Raw genomic sequence first — 19,828 nt, 5'->3', positions numbered from 1 at the left:
AGTCATAACTTCATTTTCATGTGACATTAAGGCAGCTCTCTTCTTATCTTTATATGACAAAATCCCCTTTTTTTTAGTAAGGAGATCTCAACTGATATTAACTAATTCATCCAGAATAATCATTAAACTTTATTATATGTTATGTCTATTTTTGAGTTGGCTGATTCGCTTTCGCTCCATTTCGAGTTATGGTTTGATTTGATAAATAGTAAGTATAGGAATAGTGTATGTTGCTATCTATATAAAATAATTGGTGTTTTTTATGAATTTTGGACGTAATGAATATGCGTTGCTGTACCGAACTGCGACTAATGTTTTTGAATCTAGCTTCAAGTACATAAATGAAACGGATGAAAGTTATTATTTCATGAATGTTGCTGCGATTAAATTTTTGAAGCACTTGAACACAACAGAAATGTTGGCTACCACTGAGTTGAACTTGAACCATGTTGACGGTGGGTTTACTTATTACGATACGTCAAGTGTTATAGTGCTATTGCGTACCTCATATGAGAACTTGGTGGCAATTGCCTATCACTACTTTGATGGTGATTTAGATAAAGATAAGCTTGATTGGTATATGTTGCTTGGCTATAAAAATAGAGCCAAAAACGAAATTAAGAGTAGAACTCCTGAGCTTGAAGCGAAAATTATAAGTGAGCAAAAGAAAATGGATGAACTATCCGCACGTTTGGATAGTGTTAATTTTAAGCGACCAAAGAAAAATGATTGGAAGCCTAGCCCTTGGTTTAAGTTAGGGCAAGAACTTGGGATCCCTGCTTTCGTTTGCAATATGTACTCGTATTGGTCTTCACATACGCACACTGGTTTTGATTCACTCTTGCAAGTTAATGTAGCGCATAGATCTCACCCTTCAAAAGAGATTGAACGTAATTATATTAACTATTTATTTATGTGCAGTGTTTTAGCTTACTTCATCGAGGGTTATGTAGGTATTCTGAAGAAATTGAATTACCCTAAAATTGATGACTTTGAACTGGATTTTGTTTATCAGTTATCTGAGTTTAACCTTTTTCAAGATTAGTTTTAGTTACTACTTTGTAATTAATTAACTCACTATGATATAAAATGGGATAAACTAACTTCTTCTACCCGTGGCAGCAAATTTTTTTGATTCTGAGGCGTTAGAACATGGGTGCTTGTGGCATGCACCCTAATGTCATCTATTTGTTGATTGAGCTATTTAATAATGTCTTTAAGTGAAGAACGACAAGTTTCTTTATCTTCATCAGTTAAATCTTTATAGGCAATTTTAAGATCGTTAATCAAAATGTATAAAGATTCAGGGATCCTCATTTGACGTGTTGGCTCTTCTTTTTTCCTTCCTGCGTTTAGGCGTGCACCGCCATGTCGAGAAGTCAGAAAATAATATTTCAAATTATCAGCAATTGGATTTATTGATTGATAAAGAATGTCCATTTCATCGTGAATTTTCGTACTTAAAGAATACGGAATAACATCAAAATCTTCTTTGCTCGTTGCTAATTCATCATATAAATCATTCAGTTCAATAGCGTAACCATGTAAAAATTCAATGGTTTCATTAATATAAATATCTTTTTCAGCTGATTTGATTTTAATCAAGAAAATTTTGTAATATCCATTTAACAGACCAAGTAGATATGGAAAGTCCTTACATTTATCGTCTGGTATGTCTTTATTCATTTCAGAGATAAAATTCTGCGCAGAATCATACATATCATCATTTTCAGACATATATAGCTTAGATAATATGTCATAATAAGTTTTTTCATAATACAACCTATCAGTCAAATCACTATCAGTTAAAATGTGTTCAAACGTGGTAATGTTCTTCTCATACACATTTATATAATGCTTATAAAAATCAATTGAAAATTCCATAATTAACCCCTTTATTTATATGAGTCGATTATACCTTACAATCTTGATTGTTGCACCATAATTCATATTTAAACTAATATACATACAGTCAATATGTATATTGCATTTGGTCATTATATCTATTAATTAACAAACAGGGCGGGGTAAGCCCCCCTTGCCAGTAAAACTTTCCATATTATGTGGTCTTATATGTGTAGTAATTGCCGCTTGTATAGCTAATCACTACATATTATTACCCTTCCCAACAAGCAGAACTGTGAGCTCTATTTTTTCACATACCCACAATCAGCTCACGAGAGTTGGTTTAAGTCTCTTACCGCCTCATGTGGATATGTAAAAAAGTACATCGTTATCTTTGAGTATGATTTGTCTGCTGCGAAATGAGCGAGTGCATAAAGAGCAATTTAGATAATCGCTTATTAGATTGAATGTTGATATGATACTGGTGGGTGTTTGAGACGTATCTGTGTCAAACGCTTGGATTTATCCATTTTGTTGGGCTCAGATATAGAAAAACCCCGTTAATATTAATCAACGAGGTCTATCCATGTTTCTGAACAATTCAATGGTAGCCTCTTTTAACCAAGGAGGCAAATTTTGCCGAAAAAAAATATGATGGTCGTCTTTGGCGGCTTTTTTATGCTGATGTTGATTGCAGTGTGTGTGTCTAGGAATGATCTTTGTTCTTTAGATGCGTCTCTGTTTTCAATGTTTGAATTATCGGTTAAGTTTGCCTACGAAGTGAAGGAGTAACCGATAGTTAGGGGCGTTCGCGTCCCTAACTTTCTGGTTGTTTTGATTCAAGTCTCTTACACCCCTAGCTTTTGCTAGTTACGCTTTTATAGCGGCCCACACCAACTGTAATTAAGAAATGTGTATGCATTTCTGCAACGACATCATTAGCGCTTAGAGCGCGTTTCACATTTGCCAATTCAATTGGCAGATGCCCGTTGAATTGGTTTACCTCATTTTTACCAATTTAACGAAAGGAAACGTCCTTATGAAGACGCACACCAAATCTAAACCTGATTTTTACCAACAAATCACCAATCAAATTATTGAAGCACTTGAGTCTGGAGTAAAACCTTGGGTTTGCCCTTGGAATAAAACAGAGCAATCAGGAATACCGTCTAATGCAAGTACGGGCGCATTGTATAACGGCATGAACATCATGTTGTTATGGATGAGCGCGACGATGCAGGGCTTTTCCTCTTCTTCTTGGATGACCTTCAAGCAAGCAAAGGAAAAGGGCGGGCAAGTTCGCAAAGGGGAAAAAGGCACTCATATCTTTTTTTACAATATGATTGAAAAAAAAGAAAAGGGCTCTGATGAAGTAGAACGCTATGCCATGTTAAAAACGTATACTGTTTTTAATCTTGACCAAATCGATGGTTTGCCTGATTCAATGAGAAGTCACGTTGTGACGGCTTCTGAACCAAGCACGATTTGTTCGCTAGAGCATGTAGAGCACTTCCTTAATGCAACAGGGGCGAGTATCGTTTATAACGGTCAACGCGCTTTCTATCGACTATCTACGGATGAGATAGTCATTCCTGATATGAGCCGTTTTTCTTCAACAGAAGATCTTTATGCGACCACGCTTCATGAGCTGACGCATTGGACGGGACATAAAACTCGATTAGAGCGTAAAAACAATAATGTGTTTGGCTCTAAAGACTATGCGTTTGAAGAGTTAATCGCCGAATTGGGAAGTGTTTTTCTCATGGCTGATTTGGGAATTGTAGGTGAGGTTCAACACGAATCTTATATCGCTAATTGGTTGACGGCATTGAAAGATGACAAACGTTATATTTTCAAAGCAGCCAGTCAAGCAAGTAAAGCGCATCAATTTTTACGAGATCTAGTTGACCATCATAATACTGATAAAGCCGCATGATGATGTCACTATCACTAAACTGACCCATAAGATTGTATCTTATGGGTTTTTTATTGCCTAAATTTTGTGGGTTGAATATAATAGAAGGGCAGCACAGCGCGTGTTGCAGTCTTTGGACGAGGCGTCACTCATAATTTGAGTGGCATACTAGCCCTCAGACTATGATTGATAACTCAGTTTATCAATCCACCAATCATAAAAGGTGACATTATGCTCACTCAATCAATTGTTCCTGTTAAGGAGCGTTTCGCGTTTTTACCATCAATCACAAAACACTTTTTGAGTTTTGAATCGGTGCTGTTTTCATTAGCTGAAAGGTTCTCAGAGGATTATCAAGGGGCTTATTGGCAATTTGTATCACTGAGTAATGGCGGAAAATTCATGTACCCTGAGATTGAACCGTCGGTTCGAGCGATTAATTCGTTCAATTATACCGATGTGACGTTGAGCTCAGAAGCTTATGGGATATGTATTACGTTAATGGCGCTAGGTCATTTTAATGCATTGGCTCATGATCGGGGTGATGAACAAGAAAACGAACGTTTGTACGCGCTTTATCACCAATTACGAGATCATGCGTTAGAGCATAAAGAATCAGATTATATTCTGGAATTTATCGATTAACGTAAACCACCAATTTTACGGCCATAGGAAGCATTCCTATGGGGTGTTTCTGTTTATTTTTAGGAGAAACACAGAATGACGATATTATCTATTTCAGAAGAGATCCAACAGGATGTTTATTGCTCTCATTGTGATACGCATGACGGTGAGATCTGCAACAATTACGACACTGGCATGGCGAGTTTTGATTGTCATTGTTGTGGTTTATCTGCTGAGTATCCATTGTGAAATATCACTAAATTGACCCACAGGATTGTATCTTGTGGGTTTTTTATTTGCCAAATTTGAAGTGAAAAAAAGTGAGGCTCAAAATCCGAGATGAGACTCACTGAATACGATAATTATCGCTAAACAACAACCAATAATAGGTTGCAGTAAGATGAGTGTTTAGTTTATGTCATGTTGTTGTGTTCTTTTTACTTATTTGCTTTCTTTATGGAAAGCGTATCACGGTAGCGGGTTGTGATTTTTGGGCACAAAAAAAGCCACACCCGTTAGGGCATGGCTAATTTGCTATTTGAAACAATTTATTTATATAGGGGTATAAATAAAATAATACAAAGGTTTTTGTATGGAGTTATACATACCCTTTGATAGTAGTGAAGATTTAAAGACGTGTCACTTCTTTTTCTCTAATTATAATTCCCCTTTATCTCTGTCTGGTTTGCCGTCTTTGTCAAAGAAACGAACCTTACAGGTCGGAAAACCAGTACATCCCCACCAGAACGATCCTTCTTTCTTCGCGGGCTTTCTTGCAAGCGGCTTTCCACATTGCTTACAAAATTCACTAGCACTGATCACACCAAACTTTTCAGCATTGGATGGCCCCTCTTTTTTCTTAGGTTTTGGATCAAAATCAGGCTTACCCTTTTTATCTTGAAACGCGGTTTTACAATCAGGGTAGCGATTACACGCATGGAATATTCCATTCTTTCCTTTACGCTTAGTGATGCTGCCTTTTTGACAGGTTGGACAGGTGATTTTATCCGCTACCGTGATGGCCACGCCGTTCTCTTTTACAAATTGAACTTGAGTTTCAAGATAACAATCGATGTAGCTAACGAACGTTTTTGTATCGAGTTCGCCTTTTTTGATGCTGGCTTGGTAATCGGCCCAAAGTGCCGAGGTATCAGGAGTGATAATTTCATCTGGCAATAACGCACAGAACTCTTGACCTGCCGTGGTCGTTTTATAGACTTTTTCTTTGTAACCTTTTTCACTGACAACACTCACTAAGTGGGTGTTGCTTTCTATTTTTGCCAAAATAGAAGCGCGGGTGGCTTCGGTGCCAATTGACCCCGACTCTGATTTATTGTCTTTGTCCTTTTCTTCTAACGCTTTTCTTAGCTCAGGACTGGAGACGTATTTTGCAGCACGGCTCATAGCTGCTAATAGCGTTGATTCTGTGAAGTATTTTAGAGGCTGAGTTTTTTTCTTATCGATGGTGACAAGCTCACAGTGGCCTTCATCCCCTTGCTTTAACAATGCCAAATCAAAGGCGTTATCATTGGGCTCATCGTTGTATTCACCTTGATAAAGCACTTCCCAGCCTTGCTTATCAATGGTGGATTGGGTTGCCGCAAATTCTTGCTCACCGCAGCCAATCATGGCTTTTACTTTGTCACGCACAGAATCAGGGTAGAATAGAGCAATGAAACTTGTGGCCACCAAGTGATACACGTTGCTTTCTTTTTCCGTCAGAGTGCAACTGCTGCCATTTTTTTCTGTTGGAATAATCGCATGATGGGCGGTGATGTTTTTACTGTTGAACGCTTTGTGTTTCGCTCCAAGGTTTGCCCCATCAATGTTTTTTACCAAGGTTGAGCTTGTGCCGGCAATAGCCGCGAGAATGTCAGAGGCTTTATTCAAATGCTCGTCAGATAAGTAACGACAATCTGAGCGCGGGTAGGTTAATAGCTTATGCGTTTCATACAGCTTTTGAACGATGTCTAACGTTTCAGTGGCTTTGTATCCCCATTTTTTAGCACAGGTTTGTTGAAGCTTGGATAAGTTGAAAGGCAATGGTGCCGCTTTGTTTTCTTTTCTATTTTCAATAGAAAGAATACGAGCTGGTTTTTGATCACACACTTCTTTGATGAGCGCAGCGTCCAACTCAGAAATTAAACGATTTTTTTCATCCAATTCACTGGTGTCGGCATTGGGAATTAACCTGGCATTCACTGTTTTTCCAGCAATAGAAAAATGACCGTTGAGAAGATAATAAAATGACTCTGTGTGGTTTAAGTTAGCAAGGGTTCGCTGATTGATTAACCCATAGACGGCGCTTTGTACTCTACCCACATTAAGCACGTTCTCACAGCCTTTCTCACGCGCTTTAAGGGTGTAAGCACGTGTTAGGTTGTAGCCAAACAATTGATCGCCAATAGAGCGAGCTAACGCGCTTTGAGTTTGATGTTGAAACTCACTGTTTGGGCGCATAGAGGCGAGGGCTTCTTTCACGGGATTTTCATTTAAGTCGGCAATCAATAAACGTTCAACAGGTTTGGTGTTATTCACGTGCGTTAGAATTTCATCAACCAGTAAACAACCTTCATCGTCGGGATCGCCCGCATGAACTAAGGTGTCGGCTTCTTTGATGAGTTTTGAAATGACATTGAATTGCACTTGGCTTTTTTGAATGACTTTCAGTTTTGGTGGAAAGGTGGCTTTAATGGGTAAATCATCCAGCGACCATTTTTTGAATTTTGGATCATAGTCTTCTGGATCGAATAATTCGAGCATATGGCCATAACACCATGTGATCTTGTCATTGCCATGTTGGTAGTAACCGGCTTTTTTTTCTGAGGCGTTAGGCTTTCCGCCAAGACCAATAACAATGGCTTCGGCTAAACTTGGTTTTTCTGCAATAAATACGCGCATGTGACGCTCCTATAAAATAAAAAGCCCTTAAACTTTTTTAGAAAGTAAGGGCGGTATTTGTTGAGGAAGAATGAAACTCAATGAATAACGAGTGTCTTCATTTCTTCTAATGTGAATATGTGGAATGTTTTTCGGTGATCGTCCGTCAGAGTGATACGTGATCCATTCATGTTGACGTAAGTGATGTTGTTAAAGCGATTGGTGAGGGCAATTTTGGTTTTACTGTCAGGAACCACGTAGATGACTTTGGACCAATATTTATTTTTCTTGGCCAGTAGATGGCTTTTCAATATTTCTTGGTATCGCGGTTTGGTTTTTAGTGTTCGCTCTGTTTCTATCGCAATGGTGTGGCCGTTGGGGGCGATGATCAATGCGTCAGGTCGGTGAGGAACAGGATATTTTTTTCTAAAGGTGTAACGGTCGGCGTTTTGCCAATGTGACCAGCCATTGCGTTCTAAATAAATCCGAACTTCTTGATTCATCAAGTGATGGATCATTGTCCATGTTTTTATTTTTGAAGGTTCAAAGTGCTGAAAGTCATCGGTATCTTTAGCGTCCGCGGTTTGTATCATGCCATCGATGGTGATCCCCCATATTTTGACTTTTATGTCTCTAAACCCGTATTCAAATTTTTCGATAAGCCCGATGGACTTCATTTTTTTTAAGAGAAGGTCTAATGGTTGTCGTTTTTTATAATTTAGTAACAACATAAGGTTGGGAATGTCGCTGTAGGTTTCTTGTTTTAAATAATTCAAGACCAGCGTTTGTTTTTCTGAGTAACGTTCGGCTCTTTTTTTAGGGTCAGAAATGATCATCCATCATCCTTTATTTGATTGGCTTTTTCTTAATTTATGAAAATCAATACAGGTGGTATTCACGGTTTCTAATAAGTGAGCCAGTTGATTGAGTACGCCTATTTGATAAGCTTGTTTTTGTTGGCTGTTGAGCTCGCCATTAAATAAGGCTTTGTTTAGATCAATAATAAAAACGTCCATGGCCATGAATATTTTCACGAGCATGGTATTTTCTGGACTGAGTTTGTCTTGATGGATCGTGAACTCATAGTCGTTGTTAGGCGTAAACACTCGTAATTCAATTGGGTCAATCCCATCATTGAACACTGAGGATTGTTTTTTGATTGAGAGTCGAAACGCTCGCAGATCATTTCCTATTTTTTCAATCACCTTTTTTGCGAACAGGGTTGATATGGTTTGATCGTTTCGAGTGGAAAACGCGTAGACAGAAAAGATACTACTGAAAATAAACTGGCCATCAATGGGCTTTCTTTTTGTGCTTGGTGTCAGTAAATCGTGTTGCCATAGCAGAGCCAGTTTTTTATTGTGGAATTTCATTCTTGTTTTTCCTTTTGTGTTAATTGATTAAATAAGTCATCCACTGTTTTCTCGCACTCTTCGATAGTGGGTGTTTCTTCACTTTCTGCTGGCTCTTCCTGCTCTTCTGAGTCAGATACGCCAAAATCATAATTGCTTTCATCGTCGTCCTCTTCACTTGCAAAAGGATCGGATGGTGCCACCGAAGAGTCTTCTTCTGATGGCTCTGTATCAGAGTCATGCTGGCTCGCCTCTTCGGTGGTACTGATGTCAAAATTGTCATCATTCAGATCATCCAAAGGCGTTAATGATGGAACCTCTTCACTATTCATATTGTGAAAAACTAAGGTTTCTTTTTTCACTTTGATTGGTGAAATGAGTGATGGTCTTGGGGGCTCGTTTGGGGTGAAGATGTAGCTCACAAAGGGCGGTAAACTTTGCAGCATATTGGTATCAACCAAGGCTCTTTCTGCTAATCGAACGCTGCGCTCATTGGTGATGTTTTCGGTTAAGACGCGACTGTTTTCAATTTGTTTGGTTTCATCATCAACTAAAATAGTGCCTGACATTTTAGATACCCATTCGGCGGTCTCTGGATCTTGAAGTTTGTACACCAATTTGAATTTGGTGTTTTCAACCACGGCACCCACAACGGCTTCACCGTTTAAGTCGGCGGGGCAGTCTTTTAAATCGGCAACGGATTGGTGTGCCATGATGATGTGAACGCCTTTATCACGAGCGGCGCCTAATCCTTCAAGTGCCGCTTTGGATAAATGGTATTTTAATTCATCTAAGAAAATGGCGATGGGCCTTGGTTTTGTTTTTACGCGATCACGCTCTTCGGCAAGTTGAAACAGTCGAATTAAGATCATGCGCTGGGCGATGATTATTTTACTGTTACGCAGTGAGCCGATGATGTAGCAGCAGCCGCCATTATCAAAAATATCTTTGAGGTTTAATCCGCCAATGGCATTGATTGATTTAATCAACGCTAGCTCTTCCATTTTTCCATAAAAGGCTTTTACTTTTTCAGCGAGAGATTGAACATGCTCACTATTAAATAGCGCTTCAATGGATCTTATTTCATCGTCACTGGCTAAGAACGGCGCTTCACGAGCTGCCTTTCTGTCATCGATACGATAGAAGTCGGCGATGTCCCCTTTTTCAGCCAAACTTAATCCCGCGACGAGTAATTCTTCGATTTGATCTTTGTTGATACCCGCAAAGAGATCGAGTTGATATTCTTTAAGGTTCAGATCGATTAAGTAGAACGGTTTGCCCGCTTGCTCACACGCATACTTAAATAAGTGTGGCGCCCATTCGTCGTTTTTTGGATCTAAAACAAAGACACCTTCGTCAGCCATGATGCTTTGATAAAGCAGCATTCCTGATGCAACGCCTTTACCTGCGCCCGTCGTTCCTAAAATATCGGCGTGTTGTTTTTGCCAGTCACCCATTGGGATGTATTGCGGTTGTTGATGGCGATCTAATCCGACAAACATTCCCTTATTAATATCGATGAAATCAAGGGGATCGTATTCCACGGTATCAGGTAAAAACTGACGGATGTTTCTGACGTCGGTTCTCTCTTCTCGAACCAGCGATGACTTCTTGGTTAAGTCGGTTTTCAGTTTGTTTTTTAACGGTGAAAGTTGACGGCGAACGAAAACATGAAGAAACAAACCAAGGAATAAACTTGGCCATAATAAATACGCTTGCCATGAATATTCGATACTCACAATCTGAGTCAGTTGTGATCGTTGGATCCAAACTAATAACGTTGGGATCGTTATGTTTGAGATCGTTCCAAAGATAAAAAACAAAACAGAAGTAGCGATAATCGCTCGACGAAAAATACTTTCGTCTTTGTCCGTTTTGGGTTTATCAAAGTAGAGGGTTGGTAAGCCAACCCCAGCGATAAAAGAGAGAAACCAGCCCCACGTATCGGTGAATGAATAGAGCGCCGAGCCTGTGAGTATGGCGATTTTAAACAGCATAAATTCGATGTGTTCAAGCATAGTAAATTCTTTCCTATAAATGTTCTTGTCGGTGTCTGCATTCGGTGTTTATCCTCGGTGTTTCTGTCACACCGAGAGCTGACACCGAGGGTTAACATCGAGAGTGGAGAAAGAGAAAAGCAAGAAGGAGCACTCGCAAGCGAGCTAGAGATACAGAAAAAACGTGTTTTTTCAGTCTTTTAAGGTCAAGGTCAACAGAAATCTCCCCTCTGTCCTGAACGTCCGACAGGGAGCAAGTCAAGAGCGCGCAAAACCGTATCGCTACGCGAGACCAAGCCCCTTTTGAAGGTGATTTACGCTCTTTTTGGCCGTGTCGTTCCTAACTTGCTCAAAAATAGCCTAATCAACTACCAAAACGGGCTTGGTCTCGTGTTACTCAACGGTTGTGCGGGGCAAGCCCCCAAAATAAAACGCCTCTGGGGAGGCTCGTGCTTTACGCTGGGGCTACACGTTTATTTCGGCTCCCCCGTCTAACTTGGTTTCGCGGGGCTCAACGCGGCGTTAGATGCTGCGCACTGAAAAAAGAATTAGCAATTTCGCTTCGCTCCTCCCCCCACGATGGGGGACGCTTTCAGCGATTGAATCCTTTTTTAAGCAGGGCAAACTAGAACTCCTTTGGCGCACGGCGCGTCGTCGTTAAGTTTGAAAAGCAGTTCACCTTCCTTCGCTTAGGCTCGTAATTTTCACTCAAGCATTCAAGCCATTTAACAATCCTTAAGGATTGAAATGTGGCTTTCATTTTATGTATGAAGTCATCTGTTTGTTATTCGCTAATGTCTGGTTTCTTTGTGAAAAGAGCAGAGCAAAAAAGCAAAAGAGACGAGAGAGAAAAGCGGGAGGTAGAGCGATGAAGAGCGAGATAAAAAGACAGAAAGAGCGATAGAAAAGCAAAAGCGAACATCAAAATGAATGATCGTTCATTTCATTTTTTCGTGTGCTTATTTTCTGTTAATGTGCTTTGGTTTTTGAATTAAAGTTGCTGTTAAGAATGTCTTTTTCAAATCGTTGCAGTCGTTCTTTTTCTTGCAACCCTTGCTCAGAATTTTCATCACATCCAGTGATGAGTCGTTCCATGATGGCTTCAAATTTTCCTAATGCACCTTCCATTTGCTCTGGTGTAATTGAGTGAAGTTCGTTATTAATATCATTGATTGTGAGTGCGTTATCTTGCTCTGATTTCATGATGTAGCCCTTACATTAACGTGCTAAAAAATCGGTTAACTTACTGCCATTATGAATGGCTTGTTTGATGATATTTGGCATATCACCTTTACCATTCCACTGTTTTTTCTCACCGTCTTTTTCATAATGATAAATGAGTTCAGTTTGTGCTGTGGCTGTTTTCTTTTTGGCTTTTGGTTTGCCTGTCATGATTTTAGACAGCGCCTCAAAATCAATGCCTTTATCAATGATTTGTTGTTTGAATAGCTCAAGCTCTTGCAATTTTATGGCGTCTTCTTCGGCTTTTTTTCGGTGTATTTCTTTGATTTCGTCGCTTACTAAAATGACATTGGCAAGTAAGGTTTCTATTTGCTCAGGTGTTGCTTCATTCAGTGTTTTACGAAGAGTACGAGTGTTTAATAGTGTTTTTAATAATGGATTCATAAGTGTTCCTTTTGGATTTTATAGATTAGTTTCAAATTAAGAAAAATTGATGGCACCAGAAGCGATGCCATAATCGACGATACATTCCATCATGCTTTTTGGCATTTGTTCGTCATGAAAAAGGTAGTGAATACCTTTTTCATTGTGTTTACCTTTTGGATAAAAACGCCTTGTGGTTCGACTGTTTTTATCCACATTGACGCCACTTAAAAACGGGGGAAGACCAAGATCGAAATAAGGTTGATTATCTTCAGCGGTGACGTGTTTGAGTAACCATTGGATGTATCTTGAGGTTAAAACAAAACTGTGTTGGTTCTCAGGTGAATGCTTTCCTGTGAAAGCAATTATTCCGCCTTTTTCTATTTTAAAAGTGAGTTCAGAAAAGCGATGAGGTCTTGATGGTTTGGAAAGTAATGTCCAATTAGAATGCAGTTTATAAACGCCTTTCGATTCTTTTTGAGCGTAAATTTCAGCGACACCTTCAAAGTCCATTTCATCATAATGATGACGCAGTGAAGCCATGATAAACGTATCACCAACATGCATTTCTCTTAGTCTTGCTAACCAATACATGGGTAGGTGGCAGCGTTTTAAAAACGTGTGGCCAGAGAGTCGAGCTTTAACATTGTGGCGCTCTTTCTCATGCTCTTGCTCTCTTTCTTTATAGTGTTGCTCTAGTGCTTCCAATTCTTGCTCATCAAGAATGTCAGCGTCATTAGTGAGTGCATTTGTCATTAGGTTACTCCTTGATATGTTTTGATTTTCGAGTCACTTCACGTTCATGTCGTTTCCATTTGTTGAACTCAATGAGCATCACGTACAGTGAAATAGGATGATTTTATTGAGAATAAAAATGGTAAATGAACGTGCTTATGTTCCGTTTTCTTGTGTTTTCAACGGCAGTAAAATGTCATACACAATGAATGCATTAACGGACAATGCTTCAATGTATCGCCATATTTATCTGGTGTGTTTAGTGAAAGAGGACGGAGAGCAATTGCATGTTCTTGGTGGTTTTTTTATTAAAACAAACCTTCATCGAGAAGATGAAGTGTATCTCTCAATGTTGACTCAATGCTGTTTACGTATGGATGGTTTGGAGAATACGTTGTCTGACAGTACTTCTTTTTTGTCATTGAAATTAAAGATTGAAGGTGTTCAAGATATTTATGAAGAAGAAGGCATTAGTTTGATGAAGTATCAATATCAGCAGTTAGTTACTCATGGTATTACTTCGTTTAAGGGAGTGATCCATTCTTACTCTTGCGCTTTTAGTACATGAGGTCGTTCCCGCACATATAACCCCAATTTATCGAAGTGCTCTTCTGATGGCTCTACGTTGTAGCGCAAGGTAAACAATTTGATAAGGTAGTCATCTTGGGTTATTGCGTGATTTTTTGACCATCGTCCATTTTCAGAGCTGAAATAACCGGTGTGCTTTTCTATCTCTTCAATTAATTCCCTATGCTCATCTAAGCGTTTTGCAACGCTGAAAGCAAAATCCAATTGATGGGGTAAGATAATATTATTCGGTAGGAGTTTTGCCGCTTTTAGTAAATGAAATAATCCAGTTCGGATGTGATTAATTTTGAGTTTGAATACGTTCATCTAAGTTCACTTCTATTGGGTATTGTTTAATGATTTGTAACCACCATTCACTGTTTATTTTGGGGAGATGGTGAGTATGCTCTGCTATTTTCAAGCATTGAAGTAATGTGAGCATATCCATGAAAATAGGGCTTCCATTATAATTTAATTCAAATTTTGGACTGTGGTCATCATCGTGCATCCACTTCTCCCAATCTTGAGTTTGGGTTTCGTGGGAAAGTGCTGTTGATGAAGCCGCTTTTTCTAAAGAGTTTAATGTCTTCAACTCTTCTTCTGTGTACTCGTATTTTTTAGGTTCCATAGTCATTTGTCCTTTGATTGTGGTGTTTGTCATTTGTTGCACTGCTTTTTCAAGCTCGGAAAAATCAACGTTAAGTTTCATGCGTTATCGCTCTCGCTTTCTGATTTGAGTGTTTCATCTAAGTCATTATCTGCATTTGGATACCTAAGCGTGTCGAGTTTAGGGTGGCTATCTGCGAACACTCCACTAGGAGCTGCATCACAGGTAATGAAAGTAAGGTAATACATGAATTTTTCTATTAGTTCGTCATGCAGATCTAGGGTGATTGGGTGAGGGGATTTATGTAAAGAATGGGTTTGAGTACAAACAATATCCTCAGCCAGCTGTCGTCTTTTTTTAAGTGCTTCGTCTTCTTTTACTCCAATATCAATGGGTGTTAATCCATCACCGACTTCACTTGCAATAACATTAAATGTGTAAGCCAAAAGATTTCTTATTTCGATGTAAGCGTACTCATAGTTTAGTGGTTCATTTGATGTACTCATGGAGGCATATGTCCTTTTTTATGAGAATTATTGGGTTTGATAAGAATAAATGAGCCGATTATTTTTAGCTTTAATCTGCTCAATAATATGAGCAATGGTGTAGGTCACATCTATGCAATCGAGAACTCCAATTTGGATGTGGCCAATTCGTAAAGAATCCAAACAGTTTTCTTTATCTGGAATATCGACGTGGCCATCGGTGATGGTAATTTCGAGTTGGTTATCCAACTTCATAACGTGGAAGCATCCTGTACCTATTCGATAAGCGTAAATATTAATTTCGTTAGGTATGATGTTTTCTAAGATGCATTCAATAAGAACGTGTAAAGCGTTTTCATGTTCGGGTGTTACTTTAGGGTTGAAGATAGGATTAAACATCGCGTAGCTCCTTCGTATTAAATTAATTGTTATTTTGAATTTATGTATATGAAAAATGGTGAATAAATACGATTATGGTATTGATGAGATTAAAGCGGCTTAATTGAAAGCCTTACTGGAGGCGTTAACCTATGAAAAAAACGAAAGTTTTATTTGCTTATTGTAAAGAACTTAAACGTAGTATTTCAATTGATGAAGCGAGAGTTGAATATTTTTTTAGAAAAAAAGAAGAGAGAAAACGATTTACTTTTTCATGTAGTGACCGTAATTGTGGTGTTCTTATTAGTGGTGTTAATTATCATGTTATGGCTGAAGATGGCATAAAGTTCATCGCGGCACATTATCGCTCTCCCCATGAGCATAAGTCTTGCTGTGAGTGGGTTCAATTCACTGCCGAGGTTGAGCAAGCTCAATCTTATGATGAGTCTGATGAAGACTTCAATGAAAAAAGAGCAAGATTAAAATTGAAGGATTATGTCAATTATTTTGATCCTTTGATTGAGGATAGTGAGAAAATTGAAACAGATACCGAAACTACAGTTGTTTCTTCCACTGAGTCGGTAGCTCGTAATGATGGACAAAATAATAGTAAAGGAAACTCTCGATGGCGACATTATACCCGAACAAACCAACTTCAACGCCTTATTGACACATGGCAAGAAGCTAAAGAAAAGTTATCTTATGATGAGTATATATCGTTAAAACTTCATGTGACTAATCATGGTAAGGTTCCTTTTTATAAATATATAACTCGTATTAATAATGGAGTATCTAATCAATATAATGGTGTTGTTTTTGGTGGAGGGTACTTGAAACAGCGTTATGGAAGCGGTTTCTTATTTTACTTTTTTGATAAAATTGATGATAAAAACGTTCATTTGTATGTTAGTAAAGATATTATGAATAAAGGGCGATTTAAGCATTATATTAATGAGATTTTGAATACAAAAAATGTTAGATATTTTCGATTGTTTTTACTTAATCCTAGCATGTCAGAAAGAGAGGACTCTAATGGGCGGATTACCATTAATCTTGAAATATCAAATTTACGGCAGTTGGCTATTTATTATGAGTTAAAAACCAACACTTCAGCGGAATCAGGAACAGCCTGAAGTAATGGTGATAAGTTGGCGTAGTGAGCAAGGCGAGTAACAAAAATGATGATGTCTGTAGCATCGGGTAATGATATTTCTTTATGCGCTAAACGAATGTCATCGGATGATAACGGCGGAGTTCGTAGTTCTCCTTCTAATATTGTTAGCATAAATATCTTACCATGATTGTAATGAATAATGAGCTCTGTTATTGCACGGCTGGCGCGATAGCTAGTCATGCTAATTTTGCTTATATTAGTTAGGTGGCTGTACAAATTTTTCATGACATCATTGTTATAGTTATCTTGTAAAATCGTATCTGTAGAACTGATGCTAAATAGATGTTTAGGTTGGTTGCTATTTTTTATCATGATTTTCATGCTCCATTGTTTCAGTATTAAATCTAAAAACGGGAATGCATTTCCCATCTTTGATTTCGGTGATTTCCGTTATTCGTCTGCCGTAGTCGGCATGACGACTGGCGTGTATCAGTAGATTGACTGAGCCCATGATTTGTTTTCCAGCCAAATCAAAACTAATCAAGCCTTGGCTTGCAATGAGATACTGCAAACGTGATACCGCATCAATTGTGTTATTGGCGTGAATGGTGGTTACACATCCAGAGTGCCCCGTATTAATTGCTTGAAGAAAGGCGTCGGCCGCCGCTGCCTTTCTGATTTCCCCCACCCAAATTCTATCGGGTCTCATACGAAGTGACGTTTCAATGAGGTTCTTCATTTCAATTTCACTGTCTTTTCGATTCGGGGCTTCCAGTGATACGCGATAGGGCAACCAATCTAAGTACAGCTCTTGAGTATCTTCACAGGTAATGACGCGCTCGTTGAGGGGGATGAATCGCGCTAAGGCGCGAAGCAAGGTGGTTTTTCCTGAGCCAGTATTGCCTGACACCATCATGTTACTGCCTTGCTGGATGTGTCCTTGTAAATAGACCTTCATTTCTTCGCTAAGGGCGCCATACGCCACTAATTCATCAATGTTTATAGAATCCCTTGGGGCGACACGTAACGTGATTGTCGCGCCTTGTGGTGTGACGCTTGGCAGCGTACAACACAAACGGGAGCAATCAGGAAGACGGGCGTCCATGATAGGGGACTCATCGGTTAAGGTTTGATTTAAGCATAAGGCAATTTGAGTGATTAAATTTTTAAGAGTTTGCTCTGATACAAAGGTGGTGTCGGTTTTTTCAATCTTGCCGTTGCGCTCGATGGAGATTGAATTGAACCTATCAACAAAGATTTCAGTGACACCGTCACATAAAAACCATTGTTTGAGTGGTTCAAAGTGTTTCTCTACCCATTGCCATTCGTATTGTTTGGCAATAGGAACATCACCAAAGAGCGTTGCTATGGTGTCACTCATGTTGGCCTCTTAATTAGTAGTATTGAGTTTGGCCAAACAAGTGACCATTCAAATAGACTTCGGTGTATCTAAAGGTTTGGGTGCAACCTGTTGGGTAATATGGCCCATCTTTTGAAGTTCGAGCGCATCGTTTGTCTTTTACCATGTGCTCATCAATGGTTTTGGTTTCCATACAGGTATTCTTACCTTGACGGATGCATATCGTTCTTGTGGGAACATAAGCGGCAACGCCATCTTTTGAGGTGTATTTATCTCTAATGACTGACGTATCTCCAGCGGGCCTAACTTCGCAAGATGGAAATGGCGGCATAGAGGGTTGATGCCGTTTGGTTCTTTTCTTAAAGGCTTTCTTTGCGTCCCCGCAGCCTTCACCAAATCCAGTCGGTAAACACATCCAAATAGCGCAATCGGCTTCGGAGGCGGCGAGTAAAGGCGGCGTATAGAGCAAGGACAAAAGCAGAGGGGGCAGCAGTAAGTAAGGTTTCATGATTGGTATCCTCGATAATAGAGCATGACTTTTTTGATGTAGTTCTGTGTTTCTTTAAATGGGGGAACGCCCCCGTATTTTCTTACGTTGCCTTCGCCCGCGTTATACGCTGCAAGGGCCAATTCAATGGAATCGTATTGTTTTAACAGTCGAGCTAACAACGCCGTGCCAGTATGAATATTTTGCTCAGGATTGAATGGGTCAATGTGAGTGGAGTTCATGTCCATTAACTGCATTAAGCCTTTTGCCCCTTTGGGGCTAACGGCTCTGTGATTGAAGTTGCTTTCTTGCCTGATAATGGCCAGAACTAAGGCGCTAGGTACGCCGTAATACCGACTGCTTCTTGCAATAGCATCACAATGACGAGTGCATTTAGGAACGGTTTGTTTTCGGTTGTAGCTCGATGTCCAGCCATTGTAATTTCGCGCACCAGTGGATGTGGTATTTTCAGGTGCAGCAAAAGATACGGGCGAAAGAGTGCATAGCATTAGCCAGTAGGCAAATACCGTTATATTGATTTTCATGGGGTAAGTCCTTTGGGCTAACGTCGCTTCGCTTTGTTGCACTCAAACACCCCAATTATCATTCTGATAATCGTGAATTTGAGCGTGAAGGTAAACGCAGTGTGTATTGGTGCCAGCGAGTTAATGGCAATGATTGAAGGCTTGGTGTTCGTAATAGGTATTTTTGAAACGCCAACAAGCAGCATGACCATGGTTTTGTATAGAACGGAATGGTTTTACTTTCTAGCTCAATGCTTTTTTGCTTTAACTTGTACTGAAAAAATAACGTACTTCTTATTCTTTTTTGCTTAGTAAATAGCGGCGAAGTCAATACAACCGTAGTGATACCAGCGGCTTGCAGCTCATCAAGAAGAATAAATAAATCCTGATACACTTCTTTATCCAGTGGCTGGGATAGCGTAGCAAGATGAACCTGAACTTTCTGTTTATTCCAAGGTGATGGAACGATGGCCAATGAGTGAACATATATAGATTGAACGGTAAACCCACAGAAATAATGAAAAATCAGAAAACCAATCACAGCACCATACAATAAGTAATTTGACTCAGGCTGGGTGATAAAACACATTCCTAACAATAGAACGCCAATTCCTCCTGTTTTTTGATAACGATGATTAAGGTTGCGAATGGTTGATGGTGTGGTTTGGATTAGGTAGCTAAGAAAACTAACGCCTATCATTACAATAGGAGCACTAACCAACTCAACGAAGAAGTAAAATGTAGTCATAATAAAGATGTCTCTATGTGGTAAATGACAGGCATGAAAAAAGCAAACCGATAGGCTTGCTTTGGATAAAAATATTACGGGTTATATTTTGTATTATTGAGCGTGGTTACTTTTTTGCAGGTAAATGCTGACTGATTTTTCTTTGGTAATTTTCGATCCCATTGAGCCAGTGTTTCTAAAGAGGTGTAGCCGTAAGCTTCATGTTTTTGAGCAATCAAATACATGGTGATGTGTTGCTGTGACTTAACAGTATTCATTGTTTATTCTATGAAATAGGCTGATTTACAAGCCTAGAGAGCATGATTCGCTCGTATTATGTGAAGTCGGAGTATATGCTTAATGTTAGAATTGTCATTTGTATTTATAAGTCTGGTTAGACTATTTGGTTATAAACAAATGATTAATATATTCATTATTAGTAGGTAGAAAAAAGCGAACGGTTGCGTGTGTTTATTATGTGAACTTTTCTTAAAAGTGAGATGTTAATGCAATAAAAAAGCAAACCTGTTGGTCTGCTTTTTTGTGGTTCGATTTATGATAGTTATGATCTTGTTTTGTATTTTTTATGTACGTCCATCATGGTTGATTCTTCCTTACACTTAAAG

Annotated in this window: 24 protein-coding genes; 6 read left to right on the top strand and 18 right to left on the bottom strand. The window is 39.1% G+C overall.

Annotated elements, in window-relative coordinates:
* The first annotated feature begins 262 nt into the window (after window positions 1–262).
* On the top strand, window positions 263–1,045 hold the full coding sequence (locus PVK62_RS13810) for a DUF5677 domain-containing protein (RefSeq protein WP_274420528.1): 783 nt from the start codon (window positions 263–265) through the stop codon (window positions 1,043–1,045).
* A gap of 155 nt (window positions 1,046–1,200) precedes the next feature.
* Here PVK62_RS13810 and PVK62_RS13805 read toward each other — a convergent pair whose 3' ends face one another.
* The gene (locus PVK62_RS13805; RefSeq protein WP_274420527.1) at window positions 1,201–1,884 is read right to left on the bottom strand and encodes a hypothetical protein; all 684 of its coding nucleotides are present in this window, start codon (window positions 1,882–1,884) and stop codon (window positions 1,201–1,203) included.
* 1,000 nt (window positions 1,885–2,884) lie between these two features.
* On the opposite strand from PVK62_RS13805, the gene PVK62_RS13800 reads away from it, so the two are divergent.
* The 3 genes from PVK62_RS13800 to PVK62_RS13790 all read left to right on the top strand — a co-directional run bounded on the left by PVK62_RS13800 (window position 2,885) and on the right by PVK62_RS13790 (window position 4,633).
* A complete protein-coding gene (locus PVK62_RS13800) occupies window positions 2,885–3,781 on the top strand; it encodes an ArdC family protein (protein ID WP_274420526.1) in 897 nt (298 codons plus the stop codon).
* A gap of 210 nt (window positions 3,782–3,991) precedes the next feature.
* On the top strand, window positions 3,992–4,405 hold the full coding sequence (locus tag PVK62_RS13795; RefSeq protein ID WP_274420525.1) for an antirestriction protein: 414 nt from the start codon (window positions 3,992–3,994) through the stop codon (window positions 4,403–4,405).
* Between the two features lie 75 nt (window positions 4,406–4,480).
* Entirely contained in the window at window positions 4,481–4,633 is a 153-nt protein-coding gene (locus tag PVK62_RS13790; protein WP_186809493.1) for a hypothetical protein, read from the top strand.
* Window positions 4,634–5,041: 408 nt separating this feature from the next.
* On the opposite strand, the gene topB is transcribed toward PVK62_RS13790, so the two are convergent.
* From topB to PVK62_RS13755, 7 genes are all read right to left on the bottom strand, one after another.
* The gene (gene topB / locus PVK62_RS13785) at window positions 5,042–7,285 is read right to left on the bottom strand and encodes a DNA topoisomerase III (RefSeq protein ID WP_274420524.1); all 2,244 of its coding nucleotides are present in this window, start codon (window positions 7,283–7,285) and stop codon (window positions 5,042–5,044) included.
* A gap of 77 nt (window positions 7,286–7,362) precedes the next feature.
* Window positions 7,363–8,100 (bottom strand): MobC family replication-relaxation protein, encoded by a 738-nt coding sequence (gene mobC / locus PVK62_RS13780; protein ID WP_274420523.1) that lies wholly within the window; start codon window positions 8,098–8,100, stop codon window positions 7,363–7,365.
* 3 nt (window positions 8,101–8,103) lie between these two features.
* Window positions 8,104–8,637 carry a hypothetical protein gene (locus PVK62_RS13775; protein ID WP_274420522.1) on the bottom strand — a complete coding sequence of 178 codons (534 nt, stop codon included), beginning with the start codon at window positions 8,635–8,637 and terminating at the stop codon, window positions 8,104–8,106.
* The gene (locus tag PVK62_RS13770) at window positions 8,634–10,634 is read right to left on the bottom strand and encodes a TraM recognition domain-containing protein (RefSeq protein ID WP_274420521.1); all 2,001 of its coding nucleotides are present in this window, start codon (window positions 10,632–10,634) and stop codon (window positions 8,634–8,636) included. Before PVK62_RS13770 ends, PVK62_RS13775 begins: the two co-directional genes overlap by 4 nt.
* A gap of 948 nt (window positions 10,635–11,582) precedes the next feature.
* A complete protein-coding gene (locus PVK62_RS13765; RefSeq protein ID WP_274449456.1) occupies window positions 11,583–11,816 on the bottom strand; it encodes a hypothetical protein in 234 nt (77 codons plus the stop codon).
* A 15-nt stretch (window positions 11,817–11,831) separates the two neighbouring features.
* Complete coding sequence (locus PVK62_RS13760) at window positions 11,832–12,239, bottom strand: H-NS family histone-like protein (RefSeq protein WP_274449455.1); 408 nt, start codon at window positions 12,237–12,239, stop codon at window positions 11,832–11,834.
* Between the two features lie 36 nt (window positions 12,240–12,275).
* Window positions 12,276–12,974 carry a hypothetical protein gene (locus tag PVK62_RS13755; protein ID WP_274449454.1) on the bottom strand — a complete coding sequence of 233 codons (699 nt, stop codon included), beginning with the start codon at window positions 12,972–12,974 and terminating at the stop codon, window positions 12,276–12,278.
* A 118-nt stretch (window positions 12,975–13,092) separates the two neighbouring features.
* Here PVK62_RS13755 and PVK62_RS13750 point away from each other — a divergent pair, with 118 nt between their 5' ends.
* Window positions 13,093–13,521, top strand: coding sequence for a hypothetical protein (locus PVK62_RS13750; RefSeq protein ID WP_274449453.1), 429 nt, complete (start codon window positions 13,093–13,095; stop codon window positions 13,519–13,521).
* On the opposite strand, the gene PVK62_RS13745 is transcribed toward PVK62_RS13750, so the two are convergent.
* The 4 genes from PVK62_RS13745 to PVK62_RS13730 are packed head-to-tail and all read right to left on the bottom strand — an operon-like array spanning window position 13,497 to window position 15,011.
* Complete coding sequence (locus PVK62_RS13745; RefSeq protein WP_274449452.1) at window positions 13,497–13,847, bottom strand: hypothetical protein; 351 nt, start codon at window positions 13,845–13,847, stop codon at window positions 13,497–13,499. The genes PVK62_RS13750 and PVK62_RS13745 overlap by 25 nt on opposite strands.
* A complete protein-coding gene (locus tag PVK62_RS13740) occupies window positions 13,822–14,229 on the bottom strand; it encodes a hypothetical protein (protein WP_274449451.1) in 408 nt (135 codons plus the stop codon). Before PVK62_RS13740 ends, PVK62_RS13745 begins: the two co-directional genes overlap by 26 nt.
* The gene (locus PVK62_RS13735) at window positions 14,226–14,633 is read right to left on the bottom strand and encodes a hypothetical protein (RefSeq protein ID WP_274449450.1); all 408 of its coding nucleotides are present in this window, start codon (window positions 14,631–14,633) and stop codon (window positions 14,226–14,228) included. The genes PVK62_RS13740 and PVK62_RS13735 overlap by 4 nt, the downstream gene beginning before the upstream one ends.
* A 27-nt stretch (window positions 14,634–14,660) precedes the next feature.
* A complete protein-coding gene (locus tag PVK62_RS13730) occupies window positions 14,661–15,011 on the bottom strand; it encodes a hypothetical protein (RefSeq protein ID WP_274449449.1) in 351 nt (116 codons plus the stop codon).
* A gap of 131 nt (window positions 15,012–15,142) precedes the next feature.
* On the opposite strand from PVK62_RS13730, the gene PVK62_RS13725 reads away from it, so the two are divergent.
* A complete protein-coding gene (locus PVK62_RS13725; protein WP_274449448.1) occupies window positions 15,143–16,123 on the top strand; it encodes a hypothetical protein in 981 nt (326 codons plus the stop codon).
* Here the strand turns inward: PVK62_RS13725 and PVK62_RS13720 are convergent.
* From PVK62_RS13720 to PVK62_RS13695, 6 genes are all read right to left on the bottom strand, one after another.
* A complete protein-coding gene (locus tag PVK62_RS13720; RefSeq protein ID WP_274449447.1) occupies window positions 16,078–16,476 on the bottom strand; it encodes a hypothetical protein in 399 nt (132 codons plus the stop codon). The two genes, PVK62_RS13725 and PVK62_RS13720, sit on opposite strands and share 46 nt — an antisense overlap.
* Window positions 16,463–17,485 carry a CpaF family protein gene (locus PVK62_RS13715; RefSeq protein ID WP_274449446.1) on the bottom strand — a complete coding sequence of 341 codons (1,023 nt, stop codon included), beginning with the start codon at window positions 17,483–17,485 and terminating at the stop codon, window positions 16,463–16,465. The genes PVK62_RS13720 and PVK62_RS13715 overlap by 14 nt, the downstream gene beginning before the upstream one ends.
* Before the next feature lie 13 nt (window positions 17,486–17,498).
* Window positions 17,499–17,972, bottom strand: coding sequence for a hypothetical protein (locus PVK62_RS13710; RefSeq protein WP_274449445.1), 474 nt, complete (start codon window positions 17,970–17,972; stop codon window positions 17,499–17,501).
* Window positions 17,969–18,496, bottom strand: a complete 528-nt coding sequence (locus tag PVK62_RS13705) for a lytic transglycosylase domain-containing protein (RefSeq protein WP_274449444.1) — start codon at window positions 18,494–18,496, stop codon at window positions 17,969–17,971. Before PVK62_RS13705 ends, PVK62_RS13710 begins: the two co-directional genes overlap by 4 nt.
* A 58-nt stretch (window positions 18,497–18,554) precedes the next feature.
* Window positions 18,555–19,223: a hypothetical protein gene (locus PVK62_RS13700; protein WP_274449443.1), complete on the bottom strand. Its 669-nt coding sequence runs from the start codon at window positions 19,221–19,223 to the stop codon at window positions 18,555–18,557.
* Between the two features lie 74 nt (window positions 19,224–19,297).
* Window positions 19,298–19,480 carry a hypothetical protein gene (locus PVK62_RS13695; protein ID WP_274449442.1) on the bottom strand — a complete coding sequence of 61 codons (183 nt, stop codon included), beginning with the start codon at window positions 19,478–19,480 and terminating at the stop codon, window positions 19,298–19,300.
* Window positions 19,481–19,828 lie beyond the last annotated feature (348 nt).

It is taken from the genome of Aliivibrio sp. S3MY1 (genome assembly GCF_028765575.1).
In the GTDB taxonomy this organism is placed as follows: Bacteria; Pseudomonadota; Gammaproteobacteria; order Enterobacterales; family Vibrionaceae; genus Aliivibrio.
Note: the sequence above shows the minus strand (reverse complement) of the source record. Positions and strands in the feature narration are given on the sequence as shown.